The 14,219-nt window shown below is 67.9% G+C and carries 10 protein-coding genes; 2 read left to right on the top strand and 8 right to left on the bottom strand.

What is annotated here, in order from left to right; genetic code table 11:
• Positions 1-163: 163 nt before the first annotated feature.
• From ICG51_RS09390 to ICG51_RS09350, 8 genes are all read right to left on the bottom strand, one after another.
• Entirely contained in the window at positions 164-2,713 is a 2,550-nt protein-coding gene (locus ICG51_RS09390) for a heavy metal translocating P-type ATPase (protein ID WP_190280119.1), read from the bottom strand.
• The gene (locus ICG51_RS09385) at positions 2,710-3,162 is read right to left on the bottom strand and encodes a hypothetical protein (RefSeq protein WP_190280118.1); all 453 of its coding nucleotides are present in this window, start codon (positions 3,160-3,162) and stop codon (positions 2,710-2,712) included. The genes ICG51_RS09390 and ICG51_RS09385 overlap by 4 nt, the downstream gene beginning before the upstream one ends.
• Before the next feature lie 61 nt (positions 3,163-3,223).
• Positions 3,224-6,430 (bottom strand): CusA/CzcA family heavy metal efflux RND transporter, encoded by a 3,207-nt coding sequence (locus tag ICG51_RS09380; RefSeq protein WP_190280117.1) that lies wholly within the window; start codon positions 6,428-6,430, stop codon positions 3,224-3,226.
• A 13-nt stretch (positions 6,431-6,443) separates the two neighbouring features.
• Positions 6,444-7,457 (bottom strand): efflux RND transporter periplasmic adaptor subunit, encoded by a 1,014-nt coding sequence (locus tag ICG51_RS09375; RefSeq protein WP_190280116.1) that lies wholly within the window; start codon positions 7,455-7,457, stop codon positions 6,444-6,446.
• A complete protein-coding gene (locus ICG51_RS09370; protein WP_223809422.1) occupies positions 7,454-8,689 on the bottom strand; it encodes a TolC family protein in 1,236 nt (411 codons plus the stop codon). The genes ICG51_RS09375 and ICG51_RS09370 overlap by 4 nt, the downstream gene beginning before the upstream one ends.
• Before the next feature lie 101 nt (positions 8,690-8,790).
• Entirely contained in the window at positions 8,791-9,168 is a 378-nt protein-coding gene (locus ICG51_RS09365; protein ID WP_183948935.1) for a hypothetical protein, read from the bottom strand.
• A 106-nt stretch (positions 9,169-9,274) separates the two neighbouring features.
• Complete coding sequence (locus ICG51_RS09360) at positions 9,275-9,898, bottom strand: cation transporter (protein ID WP_190280114.1); 624 nt, start codon at positions 9,896-9,898, stop codon at positions 9,275-9,277.
• A 118-nt stretch (positions 9,899-10,016) separates the two neighbouring features.
• Positions 10,017-11,993: a cytochrome c/FTR1 family iron permease gene (locus tag ICG51_RS09350; protein WP_190280112.1), complete on the bottom strand. Its 1,977-nt coding sequence runs from the start codon at positions 11,991-11,993 to the stop codon at positions 10,017-10,019.
• 70 nt (positions 11,994-12,063) lie between these two features.
• Here ICG51_RS09350 and ICG51_RS09345 point away from each other — a divergent pair, with 70 nt between their 5' ends.
• Positions 12,064-12,474, top strand: coding sequence for a helix-turn-helix domain-containing protein (locus ICG51_RS09345; RefSeq protein ID WP_190280111.1), 411 nt, complete (start codon positions 12,064-12,066; stop codon positions 12,472-12,474).
• The gene (locus tag ICG51_RS09340) at positions 12,474-14,096 is read left to right on the top strand and encodes an NAD+ synthase (RefSeq protein ID WP_190280110.1); all 1,623 of its coding nucleotides are present in this window, start codon (positions 12,474-12,476) and stop codon (positions 14,094-14,096) included. The genes ICG51_RS09345 and ICG51_RS09340 overlap by 1 nt, the downstream gene beginning before the upstream one ends.
• The last annotated feature ends 123 nt before the right edge of the window (positions 14,097-14,219 follow it).

The raw sequence follows: 14,219 nt of genomic DNA, 5'->3' as shown, positions 1-14,219 counted from the left end.
AAAGCTCTACTTCTCAGGTGTCCACCTTCAGGGGGAGGTTACGGCCGTGAGGTCGGTGGGCATGTTCATGGCACCGCCCGGTTCATCGGGCAGCCGTGCGGGCAGGCTCGCCGGCCCGACGCCATTCGAAGGGCCGAGTGCGGCACGTATCCGCCTCGCCGGCTCATCGAGCGGCCTCCCGATAGGCAAGCAACCGCAGCGCATTGAACACGACCAGCAGCGTGGAGCCCTCGTGCACCGCTACCGCGGGCCCGATGCCCAATCCGAAGATCGTGGCGGGAACGAGAACGGCGACGATGCCGAGGCTCACGTACACGTTCTGCAGGATGATCGCGCGGGTCTTCCGGCTGAGCCCGACCGCGAACGGCAGGTTCGACAGGTCATCGGCCATCAGTGCGACGTCGGCGGTCTCCATCGCCACGTCGGACCCGGCGGCGCCCATCACCACGCCCACGGTCGCGCTAGCCATGGCGGGCGCATCGTTGACGCCGTCGCCGACCATAGCCACCTTCTGTTCGGCCCTCAGCTTCTTGATCGCCTCGACCTTGTCCTGTGGCATCAGATCGCCCCAGGCCTCATCCAGCCCGACCTCCCGGGCGATGGCCTCGGCCACCTTCTGATGGTCGCCGGAGATCATGATCATCCGCCGGATGCCCATCGCCTTGAGCCGAGCGAGCGCCGCCCTGGCTGCTTCGCGGGGCGTATCCATGAGGCCGATCGCGCCGAGGTCGTCGCGGCCGCGACGCACGACCATGCTGGTGCGCCCCTGCTCCCGAAGCGCGGCAATCGCGGCGGCCATCTCGTCCGACAGCGGCGCGATCCCATCCGTGCCGAACATCTCGGCCTTGCCGATGTAGACCGTTTCGCCCGCGAGTTGCGCTTTGACGCCGCGGCCAATGAGGTTTTCGAGGTCGGTGGCCGGGGGCACGTCGGCGCCGCCGAGGCGCGCGCGCCCGTCGGTCGCGATCGCGCGAGCCAGCGGGTGATCGCTGAGGCTCTCGACCGCTACCGCCACGCGGAGGAGCTCGGCGGGGTCCACGCCGCGAACCGGGACCACATCGGTGATCCGGGGCTTGCCCTCGGTCAGCGTGCCGGTCTTGTCGAAGGCGATGGCCGACAGCGAGCCGAGGTTCTCCAACGGTCCCCCGCCCTTCACCAGCACGCCGCCGCGTGCCGCGCGAGCGATGCCGGACAGCACGGCGCTCGGCGTCGCGATCGCCAGCGCGCACGGGCTGGCCGCCACCAGCACGGCCATCGCGCGATAGAAGCTATCCCGGAACGGCTCGTCCACCATCACCCAGGCGAACAACAGCAGCACCGCCAGCACGAGCACCGCTGGCACGAAGATCCGCTCGAAGCGGTCCGTGAAGCGTTGCGTCGGCGACTTCTCCGTCTCCGCCTCGCTGACCATGCGGACCACCTTCGAGAGCACGCTGTCGCTCGATTTGCGGGTGACCTCGATGTCGATGACGCCACTTCCGTTGATCGTGCCGGCGAAGACACGGTGCACGGCGTCGATGCCGTCCGGATTCGCGCGGGCCGCCGCCGGGTTGGTCACCGCGCGCTTGTCGACGGGGATGCTCTCGCCGGTCACCGGCGCCTGGTCGATGCTGCTGTCGCCGGCGACGACGAAGCCGTCGGCCGCCAGGCGCGAATTGGGCTTGACGACCACGACGTCGCCGAGCGCGAGCTCCTCCACGGGGATGTCGACCAGGGCCCCGCCACGCCGCACGGTCGCGGTCCGCGGCGCGAGTTCGGCCAGCGCCTCGATCGCCCGCTTCGCGCGCCCCATGGCGTAATGCTCGAGGGCATGCCCGAAGCTGAAGAGAAACAGCAGGAGGGCGCCCTCCGCCCACTCGCCGAGCGCGGCTGCGCCCGCTGCCGCCACGAGCATGAGCGTGTCGATCTCGAACCGCTTCATGCGCAGGTTGTCGATCGCCTCGCGCGCCGTGAACCAGCCGCCGAACGCATAGGCACCGACGTAGGCGGCGAGCGGGACCCACGACGGCACCGCCGCGAAACGCTCGAGCAGGAAGCCGATCAGGAGCAGCGCGCCGCACGCTAGCGCAAAGCGCAACTCCGTTCCCGACCAGAAGCCGCCGTCGCCGTTGGAATGGCCGTGCGCGTCGCCCTTGTCGTGCGTATTGGTCGTGTCGTGCGCGTCGCGTTCATCGTGCGCCGGATGATCGGAGTGCCCGTTCGGCGTGCCGTGCGTGCCGTGCGCGGGCGCGGCGGCCGCGGCACCCCGACTCGCTGCCATCGCACCCGTCGTAGCACTGTCACCCGCCAAGCGCTCGAGCTCACCGCGAATGGCCTGCTCCGAACTGACGGTTCGATCGAATTCCACGCGCGCCACGCCGCTCGCGCCGACCGCACCATCCAACACCCCCGGGATCGACCGCAGGTGCTCGGTGAGGGTGCGCGCCCGTCGGGCGTGCGGCATGCCAACCTGCCAGGTCGCATGCCCGAACTGCGCCGCCACCTGTGCACCCGCCGCGCTCACCAGCTGACGGATCCGCGGCAGCGTCAGCACCGCCGGGTCGTAATGCACGCACAGCTGCGGGGGCGTGAACTCGGTCGCCGCAACGACGTGCGCCTTAGAAACGCCCTCTCGCGCCTGCAGGTCGGCGAGCAGCCGGCCGACACAGCGATCGGCTGCGTCGGTCACCTCGGGGAGGACGAGGGGAATGTCGATGCGAAGCGGGTCGGTCATGGGCGATGTCCTCGGTTCTCGACGCGGTGGCCGGTGGGTCGAAAGGGAAACGCGAAACGACCGCGCACAACTGGAGACCCGCAAACGGGCGGGTGGATCGCCGCGCGCCTGACACGGTCGCCACCGGTGCAATTCGAAGATCTCGGCACCAGACGAGCGCATCCATCGGCCAGGGCTAACGAGGCCTGACGCGTTTCCGCGCGCATTCGGACCAGACTGAGGACGCCGAACGCGCGACGGAATGCCGCTTCCCGCACCTCGGTGTGCCGTGGAGAAAGACGGCCGGCGACGATCGCCAGCAGGATCGTGTTGAACGCAAAGCCGGCCAGTGTCGGCGCGGCGAACGTGCCGACCCCGATGCCTTGATCGAAGGCCTCCTGCACCGATATCGCGGGCCAGACGAGCGGCATCGACGTGGCGGTGAAAACGACCGCGGCCGCTGCAATCACCCCACCCACCGGAACCCCGCGGGGCCCCGGCCGGAAACGCCGCTTCGTCGCGAGGGGGGCGTCAGGCGGCACGATGGGTCAACTCGGGGTGCGGCGGCTCCAGCGGCTCGTCGCTGTCCTTGTGGAGCCACCGGTACAGCACGGGCAGCACGAGCAGCGTCAGCAGGGTCGACGACACGATTCCGCCGATGACCACGGTCGCGAGTGGCCGCTGGACCTCGGACCCCGCGCCCACGTTCAAGGCCATGGGCACGAACCCGAGCGAGGCGACCAGTGCAGTCATGAGCACCGGGCGCAGGCGTCCGAGGGCGCCCTCGAAGACGGCTTTGTCGAGCGCAATGCCCTGTTCGCGGAGGTTCTTGATGAAGGCGATCATCACCAAGCCGTTGAGCACCGCGACACCCGAAAGCGCGATGAAGCCGACGCCGGCAGAGATCGACAGCGGAATGCCGCGTAGCCAGAGCGCGATCACGCCGCCGGTCAGGGCCAGTGGTACGCCGCTGAACACGATCGACGCATCCTTCGCCGAACCGAAGGCCATGAACAGCAGGCCGAAGATCACGACCAGCGTAACGGGCACGACGACCGCCAGACGGCGGCTTGCGGAGACCAGCTGTTCGAACGTGCCGCCGTAGTCGATCCAGTAGCCTTCCGGCAGTCGGACCTTGGCGTTGACCGCCGATTGCAGGTCCTGGACGAAGCTACCCAGGTCGCGGCCCCGCACGTTCGCGGTCACCACGATCCGCCGCTTGCCGTTCTCGCGATTGATCTGGTTCGGCCCGAGCTGCGACTCCACGCGCGCGACCTCGCGCAACGGGACGGTGCGCGCTTCGCCGCCGCGCCATGTGGCCTCTCGTCCCGATTCGTCGGCCTGACTGCCGCCACCCCCGAGCGCGATGGGCAGATCGCCCAGGGCGGCCGGATCCTGGCGCATCTCCTCCGGCAGACGAACCACCAGGTCGAACCGGCGGTCGCCCTCGAACAGCTGGCCCGCCTCCTCGCCGCCGATCGCGGTGGCGACGGTGTCCTGCACGTCGGACGGGTTGAGGCCGTAGTTGGCCAGCGCCTGCCGGTCCGGCTCGACCGTGAGCAGCGGCAGCCCGGTCACCTGCTCCGTCTTGACGTCGGACGCCCCCTCGACCTGGCTCATCACCTGTTGCACCTGCGCGGCCGTGCGCACGAGCTGGTCGAGGTTGTCGCCGTAGATCTTGATTGCGACGTCCGCGCGAACGCCCGAGATGAGCTCGTTCGTGCGCATCTGGATGGGTTGCGTCACCTCGTAGTTGTTGCCCGGTATGGTCTCCAGCAGCTCCTGGATCTCGGCGACAAGCTGGTCCTTGGGCTTGCCCGGATCAGGCCAGTCGTCGCGATCCTTGAGCATCACGAAGGTATCGGCGATCGAGGGAGGCATCGGGTCGCTGGCCACTTCGGCCGTGCCGATCTTGCCGAATACACGCTTGACCTCCGGCACCTTCGCCAAGGCCTTCTCCAGCTTTTCCTGCATCTCGAGCGACTGCGTCAGGCTCGTGCCCGGAATGCGCAGCGCCTGGACCGTCAGGTCCCCCTCGTCCAGATTGGGAATGAACTCCGAGCCCAGGCGCGTGGTGAGCAGGCCGGTCAGGACGACCAGCCCGAGCGCCGAGCCGATCACCGGCCACCGGTGCCGCAGGGTCCAGGACAGCAGCGGCGCGTAGCGCCGCGAGAACCAGGCCATCACCTTGTTCTCGTGTTCCGCCACGCGGCCGCCCAGGAACAGCGCGATCGCCGCCGGCACGAAGGTGAGGGAGAGGAGGATCGCGCCGGTCAGTGCAAGGACGACCGTGATGGCCATGGGATGGAACATCTTCCCCTCGATTCCGGAGAGGGCGAAGATCGGGAAATACACGGCCGTGATGATGCCCACGCCGAACAGGCTGGGGCGGATCACCTCGGCGGTGGCCGATGCCGTCGCATCGAAGCGCTCCTCGTCGGTCATGGTCCGGCCCAGGCGCTGCTGGAGTTCGCCGAAGCGCTTGAGGCAGTTCTCGATGATGATGACCGCGCCGTCGACGATCAGGCCGAAGTCGAGCGCGCCCAGGCTCATGAGGTTGCCCGATACTCCGCCACGCACCATACCGGTCAGGGTGAACAGCATCGCCAGAGGAATGACCGCCGCGGTGATGAGCGCAGCCCGGATGTTGCCGAGCAGCAGGAACAGCACCACGATCACCAGCAGCGCGCCCTCGACCAGGTTCTTGGCGACGGTCTTGATCGTGCGATCGACGAGCGAGGTCCGGTCGTACACGGGCTCGGCGCGCACCCCCTTGGGGAGGCTGGCATTGGCAGCCGCGAGCTTCGCGCCCGCGGCCTGCGAGACGTCCCGGCTGTTGGCCCCCACGAGCATCACTACGGTGCCGACGACGACCTCCTCGCCGTTCTCGGTCGCCGCACCGGTGCGCAGCTCCTTGCCTTCGCCGACGGCCGCGACGTCGCGCACGCGGATCGGTACGCCCTCGCGCCGGTCCAGCACGATGTTGCGGATCGCCTCGAGGTCATCGACTTGGCCAGGGACACGGACGAGCAACTGCTGACCGTTGCGTTCGATGTACCCGGCGCCGACGTTCTGGTTGTTGGCGGCCAACGCGGTGACGATGTCCTCGAGCGTGAAGTCCAGCGACACCAGCACGGCAGGATCCGGCGTGATGTGGATCTGCCGCTCGTAGCCGCCGATGGTGTTGACCTCGGTCACGCCCGGCACGTTGCGAAGCTGCGGGCGGATCACCCAGTCCTGCAGGGTGCGAAGATCAGTCGCCGTATAGGGTGAGCCATCCTTCTTGCGGGCGCCGGGCTCGGCTTTCACCGTGTACATGAAGATCTCGCCCATGCCGGTGGCAATCGGGCCCATCATCGGTTCCAGCCCGGGCGGCAGTTGCGACCGGGCCTGCTGCAGGCGCTCGGACACCTGCTGGCGCGCGAAGAAGATGTCGGTCCCATCCTTGAACACGACGGTCACCTGCGAGAGCCCGTAGCGCGAAATCGAGCGGGTGTAGTCCAGGCCCGGGAGCCCGGCGACCGCCGTCTCGATCGGGAAGGTGACGCGCTGCTCGGCCTCGAGCGGCGAATAGCCCGGTGCCTCCGTGTTGATTTGGACCTGGACGTTGGTGATGTCGGGGGTCGCATCGATCGGCAGCTTGGTGAAGCTCCACACGCCGACGCCCACGAGCGCCAGGGTGAGAACCAGCATCAGCCACCGATGCGCGATCGCGAATCGAATGATTTTCTCGAGCATGGTCGCGGCCGCCTCAGTGGTCATGTTCGGCGGTCGACTTCTCGATGTCCGCCTTGATGAGGAAGCTCTGCTCGGTCACGACGACCTCGCCCGGCTTGAGGCCCGAAAGCACCTCGACGCGGCGTGCGTCGCGTTTGCCCAGCCGCACGACCCGCTGCGTGTATTTCTCGCCCGCCACGACATAGACCACGTCTTCCTCGCCGGCCTTCTGCACGGCCGCCAGCGGGATCGTCATGGCCGTGGCCTGTTCGTCCACCGTGATGCGAGCACGTACCGCCGAACCCGGGCGCCACATGCCGTCCGAATTCCTGATCCGTGCCCGGGCGACCGTGCTCTGGCTGGCGGTGGCCGTGCTGGGCAGGATGCGTTCGATGCGGGTCTCGGCGGTCTCGCCATCGCTCATGCGCGTGATGACGACGGCGTTGCCGGGGCCGATGTGTTGCGCATCCCGGCCGAAGACATGCAGGTCGACCCACAGGTCGCCGAGATTGGCGATCTCATACAGGGCGAAGCCTTCGGTGGCGACAGCGCCCACCGATGCGTCGCGCGCGAGGACGACGCCCGAGATCGGCGCGCTCACCGTGTAGGTGGTCAGGCTCAGGTTGCTCTCGATCGTGGCCAGCGGCTGCCCGGCACGCACCGTATCGCCGACGTTCGCGCGCAGCGCTCGGATCGGCCCCGGGAAACGGGCCTGCACCTTCGCGATGCTGCCCTCGACCGGCGTCAGCAGGCCCTGCACCTCGTGCTGGTCGGCGATCGTCCCCTGCCCGACCCGCTCGGACCGGACGCCATTGGCGGCGGCGCGCTGCGCGGGCATGGTGGTCGACGGCACTTCATCCGCGTGGCCGCCGCCTTCCTCGCCCTCGCCCTCCGCGTGGCCGGCCTCGCCCTCCGCATGCTCCTCGCCCTCGGCATGCTCGCTGGCCTCTGCGCCTCCCCTGTTTTCCGCGGGGGTCGACTTGTCGCCGCAGCCGGCCAGAAGCAGGGCATAGGCCAGTGCGGACAGGATCAGAACGGGGCGCCTCATGGGGTCTCTCCGGATACGCGCTCTGCGGGGGCCGCCACGAAGGGCTGGCCGGTCAGGCGCTGGATTTCGATCAGGGCGCGCTGGGCTTCCAGCGCGGCTTCGAGTTGTTGCTTGCGGGCATTGGTGCGTTCGGACTGCAACTGCGCCCATTCGAGATAGCTGATGGCGCCCGCGCGGTATGCCCGCTCGGCAGCCGCCTCGGCGCGACCGAGCTTGGGGATGACGTCGCTGGCCAGCCGGCGCACCTCGAGCTGCGCGGACAGGTAGCGCGCATGCGCGTCGGCGAGCGTCGAATACAGTGAGATGTTGCGGCTCTCGCGCTCGATCTCGAGCAGCGCGAGCTCGGCCTCCGCCACCCGGATTTCGGGCTGCGCGCGGGTGCGTGCCCCCAGAGGCATGGAGGCGCTGGCCACGAAGCCGAAGTCGTCCGTCGCCTGGAGCCGGCGCACGCCGACCTGCCAGTCAATGTCCGGGGTCGCCTGCGTGCGAGCCAGCTGCAGCCGCGCTTCGCGGATGCGCTGTTCGCCGGCGAATTGGGCGATCTCGGGCGTGCGGGCGAGCCATGTCGTCAACTCGTCGAAGCCCGACACCTTCGGCAGCGCCATGGGATTGGTCGCGACCACTTGAAAATTCGGGTCGCGCTCGCCCCACAGGGCGGCCAGATGCTGCCGCGCGCCGGCCTCGCGCTGCACGGCGCGGGCCCGTTCCAGCTCGGCGCGGGCGAGCATGGCCTCGGCGGTAAGTACGACCGATTCGGGTGAGGCGCCGGCATTCAGCCGCTCCCGGGCACCTGCGACGGTTCGGCGGCGCTGCGCGATGTCAAGGTCGGCGATTTCGCGCTGCTTTTGCGCCGAAACGACGGCGAGGTAGCGCCTCGCCACTTCCGCCAGGAGGTCGAGCCGCTTGGCCTCCCGCTGGATCGCCAGCGAGTCGATCCGCGACTGCACCAGCGCGCGGCGGGCGTCGAGCTTGCCGCCGCGTTCAAGGACGGATGCGAGAGTGAGGGTCAGCTCCGCGCCCGACAGGCCGCTCGCCTCGCCGGTCCCGAGCACGTTCTCGGCCGATGCGCCGACCACGAGCGGCGGCCTGAAGCTCGCCCGGTCGAGTTCCGCATTCAATACGTTGCGCTGGCCGCCGGCCAGTCGCAAATCAGGGTGTGCCTGCCCGACGCGCGCAAACGCGTCGTCAAGGGTCAAACGGTCGGCAGCGGATGCAGAATGGGTGAACAGCATCGCTGCGACGCACGCGGCCGTAGCCGCGAATCGCGATCGCATGGGAAAACTCCAGGGAAGATGAGACGAACAGCGCTGCGCCGCATTAATCGGCGCGTTCGTCAGCCCGCGATGGGAGGTCGGAACGGCGAGACGCGGGCGCCCGAACCGGGTGGCGCCACCTCGGGGCGCACCGCGAGCGAACTGCGCGGCATTACGGCGGGGATGAACAGCCCATCCGCCATGGCCACCGACAGCTGGGCGCAACAGTGCGCGAAATGGAGCAGGGCGTGCCCGACTGAGCGTTCTTCCGGTGCCGCGTCCGCGGCCGTCCCGCCCGCTTCGGCGACATGAACATGCCGACCGCTAGGATCATGCGCCAGTTCGTGCGCCTCTCCGATCGCAGCTAGCACAGGCCGGGCCACCATGCTGAGCACGAGCAGCGCCAACGCGAGCACGCGCAGCGTGTTTCTCCAGCGGGGGCCATTCCAGCTCAGCACGGTGGATAAGTTAGGCGATCATCAAGCTGTACACTATTTCAAAAGGGTGGGTGCCGACCGCCGGGTCTGGAGCAACCGCTCGGCGATGGCAGGCTCTACCAAGCACCTAGCTCGACCCGTTGGGCGTCGGGCCGCCGCGACGCGCGCGGCGCGCTTCCACCAGGATCGACACGGCTTCCTTGACGACGTAGAGCCCGATCAGGGTGCCGATGACGTAGTCAGGAATAGGTGAACGCAGCCAAAACACGAGCATGCCCGCCACGATCACACCCACGTTTGCGACGATGTCCGCGCGCGTGAATATCCATGTGGCCCGGAGATGCACCTCGCCGGACTTGAGCGGAGCGAGCATCCGAAGGACCGACATGTTCACGATGAGCGACACGGCGGCCGTGCCGATCATCCACCCGCTGGCCGGCTCGGCGCCGTAGACCACGCGACGTCCCACCTCGAACAGGACGCCCAGGCCGAGCAGCAGCAGGGCGATGCCGCTGAGCGTGGCCGCATTGGCCTTGAAGCTCGCGGTGCGGCCAATGGCGACCAAGCCGATCGCATAGGCCGTGGCGTCCGAAAGCATGTCGAGCGCATCGGCGAGCAGGCCTGTGGACTGGCCAATCCAGCCTGCAATACCGCCGACGACGGCCATCGTAGCGTTGAGGGCAAGCGCAATCATCAGGATCTTGCGTTCCTGAGCATTTTTCGCTTCGTGGTGGCAGCCGCAGTCACTCATCGGTGGGGTTCCAGAAAGGGACGGATTTCATCGGCAACTGGCATCGAGCGCAGCGCACCGACTCGTGCACCACCGGTATTGCCGCTAGGCATCCATACCCAGGGGCGAAGTACCGCAATCATGCATTACCTCTCGGAGGCTCGTGCGCGGAAGGCATGGCCTTTGCGCCACGCGCATTGGCGACGAAACCGAAGATGGCGATCGCCGCGACGGCGAGCTGGGCGAGGATCGACTGCCACGTCGGGTAAAGGCCCAGCCACTCGATCTGTGGCACGGCAGCCAAGGCCTGGCTGATCCAGCCGGCTTCCTGCAGCGCCGCCACCCCCTTGCCCACAAGCACCACGGCAAGGACGGCGATCAGGATCGAGCTGAAGCGGAAGAACTGGCCGATCGGCAATCGCGTTCCCAGTCGCAGCAGCGCGAATGCGATGACGGCCAGGACGACCAGGCCCAAGCCCAGCCCGGCGAGGATCGCGGAGCTGTCCTGTTCGTTCCACATCGCGGCGTAGAACAGGATGGTCTCGAAGACCTCTCGGTACACCGCGACGAACGACAGCACGAACAGGAAGGTCGCGGAACGACGCGTGAGCGCCGCGGACATCTTTTCCTGCAGGTACTGCTGCCAGCGGCCGGCCGTGCTCTTCTGGTGCATCCAGATGCCGACGCTGAGCAGGACGATCGCCGCGAACAGTGCCGACAGCCCTTCGGTGACCTCCCGCTCCGCGCCACTAATGCTCACTGCATACGTCGCGATGGCCCACGTTACGCCGCCCGCCAACAGCGCACCGATCCATCCGGCATGCACGTACGGCAGCACATCCCTGCGCTCGGCCTTGCGCAGGAAGGCGATCATGCCGATGACGATCAGCAGGGCTTCGACCCCTTCGCGCAAGAGGATGGTGAAGCTGCCCAGGAACGCTGTGGTGGTGCTATTGCTCCGGTCGGCAAGCGCCGACTCGCTGCGGTCCAGCAGCTGTCCGACCGCTGCGGCCTGAGCTTCGACGGCGGAGGTCGGTGCGCCCTCGCCGATCCTGGCGCGAAGGGTCGCCATGGCGGACTCGATCTGTCGGAGAAGCTTGCGGTTCCGCGATCCGAGCTGCGGCTCGACAGGCTCGATACCGTCGAGATACGCGGACAAAGCCAGTGCCGACGCCTGCCCCCGGTCACCCGACCGGTAGGCGGCAACGCTCTGCTGCAGGCGCTGACGGGCCAGCGCTAGAGATGCATTGCTGTTGACTGGCGAGGAGGCGGCCACGGCACTCGGCTCACCACGCAGATAGGCGGTGATCGCGCGCGCCCTGTCCGCTCCCAGCGTTTTCGAGATGTCGGCTTCGGTAGCGCCCGATAACGCAGCCAGGTCGGGAAATACGCGACGCACCTGCTCGTTGTCTGCCCAGACCGCCGCACCCTGTTCCCGGGCCGCCGCGTCGTACGCCAGTCCGCCGGTGTAATAGGCCAAGGCCCATCGATCATCGTTTGACAGATGGGCGTAGCTCATCATCGCGGTGCCCGGCAGTCCTTGCGAAATGACCTGGTAGAGCGACAGCGGGCTGCGGTGCTTTGCACGGTCGGCGTCGGTGAAGGCGATCGGGGGCGGATCCATGCCGGCGGCAGCGGGACCACCGCCTCGGCCGGTCGCGCCATGGCACGCGGTGCACTGCTGGGCGTACAGGGCCGCGCCCCGCGCCAGATCCGGGACCGCGGCGGGCGCGGCCTCGATCTTGTAGACGGTCAGGAGCTCGGACGCCAAGGCCCCTGCGCTGCGGGCGATCTGCTCTGCGTCAGCGCGCTCGGCCACCAGCCCTTGCAGTTGCTTGGCCTTCGCAAGGCGCGCCGCGTGCCCCGCGCCCGACGGTAATGCGGCCAGCTTCGCGCTGACGGATGCGGTGAACTCCTGCATCTCCGCGTATTCGCCCGCGTCGACCACCTCACCGTTCTGGATCGCCGCGGGGTAGTCGACCGCGATGTAGTCGAGCAGCTGCCATGCCTGCCGCGCCTCGGCCGCCGGGTCGGCCGCGCGTACCGAACAAGCGGACGCCAGCCCCACCACGGCAAGGAGGACGGACAGTACGCAGCGCTGGGCAATCGGGAACATCGACTTTTCACGCTTCGACGGAGCTGGCATCGTAGAGTCCGTAGCGACTACAGAGTCAAGGGATCCGAGCGTGAAGATCAGCGAAGCCTCCCAGGCAAGCGGCTGCCACCTGGAAACGATCCGGTACTACGAGCGGATCGGCCTCATGCCGTCGCCAACCCGGACGGGCAGCGGGTACCGGTCGTATTCGGAGCAGGACGTGGAACGTCTGCGCTTCATTACCCGGGGTCGGGATCTGGGCTTCAGCCTGGACGAGATCCGAAGCCTGATGCGGCTGGACCAGAACGGCGATCTGGCGTGCGAGGACGTCACCCGCCTCGCGCAGCAGCACCTGATCGACGTCCAGGAACGCATTCGCGACCTGCAGCGCGTGGCGCGCGAGCTGGAGCGCACCATCCGCAGCTGCGGTGGCGGCGTTCGGGCCCAGTGCGCCATCCTCGACGCCCTCAAGCACTCTCCTGCCCCGGGCGAGGCGGCGTGATGCGCATCGCCCTGGCCCAGTACGACTTCCCGGTCGGAGATATCGCCGGCAACGTCAGGCGGATCCAGACGCTCATCGAGCAGGCGCGCGACGCGCACGGGGCTGACCTGATCGTTTTCCCCGAACTCTGCGTCAGCGGCTATTCGCCGGAGGACCTGCTGTTTCGCCCCCAGTTCCTCGCGGAGTGCGACTCGGCCGTGCGGGCGATTGCGCATTCGACGCAGGGTATCGTCGCGGTCGTCGGCTGGCCCGAAGCCGCGGGCAGCGTGGTCTACAACGCTGCAAGCGTCATTCGCGAAGGGCGCATCGAAACGATCTATCGCAAGCGGGACCTGCCCAATCACGCTGTTTTCGACGAACGCCGTTACTTCGAGACCGATCCGGACGGGGGCGTTTGCGTCTTCCAGGTCGGCCCGGTTCCAGTTGGCCTGTTGATCTGCCAGGACCTGTGGGGCCTGGAGCCGATGGCCGAGACCGCCGCGGCGGGTGCGCGCCTGGTGCTCGTGCCGAACGCCTCGCCTTTCGAACGCCACAAGCATGCCGAGCGCGATGCGCTCCTTGCCGAGCGTGCGCGGGACAACGGGACTGCCATCGCCTACGTCAATGTCGTGGGCGGGCAGGACTCCACGGTTTTCGATGGGGCGTCGCTGCTGGCAGACGCCCGCGGTGCGGTCGCCCCGGCTGCCATTGCGTTTGAGGAACACCTGCTGATCACGGACTTCGACCCGGAGCTGCAGACCTTCACGCCGATCGCCTGGCCGCGCAGCGCGGATGAAAGCGAGGACGGCCTGATGTACCAGGCGCTGGTCATCGGCACTCGCGACTACTGCAAGAAGAATGGGTTCGACAAGGTGATCCTGGGCCTCTCAGGTGGGATCGACTCGTCACTGATGCTCGCGATCGCCGCCGACGCACTGGGCGGCAGCAACGTCACCGCGGTGCGCATGCCCTCACGCTACACGGCGGAGCTCTCGAACGATCTGGCCTCCGCGCAATGCGAAGCGCTGGGCGTGCCGATGCTGACGCTGCCGATCGAGACGCCTTTCCAGACATATCTGGATACGCTCGCGCCGGTGTTCAAAGGCGCGGCTATCGATACCACTGAGGAGAACCTGCAGGCGCGCATCCGCGGAGCAATGCTGATGGCGCTGTCCAACAAGCTCGGCGGATTGGTGCTGACGACAGGCAACAAGAGCGAGTACGCGGTCGGATACGCCACGATCTACGGCGACATGGTCGGCGGCTATGCACCGCTCAAGGACGTCTACAAGACCGAGGTCTACCGCCTCGCGCACTGGCGAAACACCCAAGGATCCCTCGCGATCCCCCAGGGCGTCATCCAGCGCGCTCCCTCCGCGGAGCTGCGGCCCGATCAGAAGGACCAGGACTCATTACCGCCCTACGATGTCCTTGACGCACTGCTCTTCAGGCACATCGATCAGGAACAGTCGCGCGCCGAGATCGTCGCTGCCGGCTTCGGCGAGCAGCTGGTCGACAACATCCTGCGACTGGTTCGCATCGCGGAGTGGAAGCGGCAGCAGGCAGCCCCTGGACCCAAGGTCAGTCGACGCGCATTTGGGCGCGAACGGCGATACCCGATCTCCAACGGTTTCCGCTACTGATGGGCGTAGTACCGGTGGTTCACGGCTTTGCCGCAGGCATAGCACCGCCGAAATGCGCCGCCGCGATTGGCGCGCCCCTCGCGCTCGTGTCCCAACGGGCCACCGCACGTTACGCACGACGGG

This window comes from Thermomonas sp. XSG (genome assembly GCF_014678725.1).
Lineage (GTDB): Bacteria > Pseudomonadota > Gammaproteobacteria > Xanthomonadales > Xanthomonadaceae > Thermomonas.
This window is presented reverse-complemented; position numbering and strand designations above follow the sequence as displayed.

Bases quoted from the DNA above. Each gene is read 5' to 3' on its own strand.
- ICG51_RS09390 (WP_190280119.1), bottom strand. From the start codon at position 2,713: ATGACCGACCCGCTTCGCATCGACATTCCCCTCGTCCTCCCCGAGGTG.
- ICG51_RS09380 (WP_190280117.1), bottom strand. From the start codon at position 6,430: ATGCTCGAGAAAATCATTCGATTCGCGATCGCGCATCGGTGGCTGATG.
- ICG51_RS09375 (WP_190280116.1), bottom strand. From the start codon at position 7,457: ATGAGGCGCCCCGTTCTGATCCTGTCCGCACTGGCCTATGCCCTGCTT.
- ICG51_RS09370 (WP_223809422.1), bottom strand. From the start codon at position 8,689: ATGCTGTTCACCCATTCTGCATCCGCTGCCGACCGTTTGACCCTTGAC.
- ICG51_RS09360 (WP_190280114.1), bottom strand. From the start codon at position 9,898: ATGAGTGACTGCGGCTGCCACCACGAAGCGAAAAATGCTCAGGAACGC.
- ICG51_RS09350 (WP_190280112.1), bottom strand. From the start codon at position 11,993: ATGTTCCCGATTGCCCAGCGCTGCGTACTGTCCGTCCTCCTTGCCGTG.
- ICG51_RS09340 (WP_190280110.1), top strand. From the start codon at position 12,474: ATGCGCATCGCCCTGGCCCAGTACGACTTCCCGGTCGGAGATATCGCC.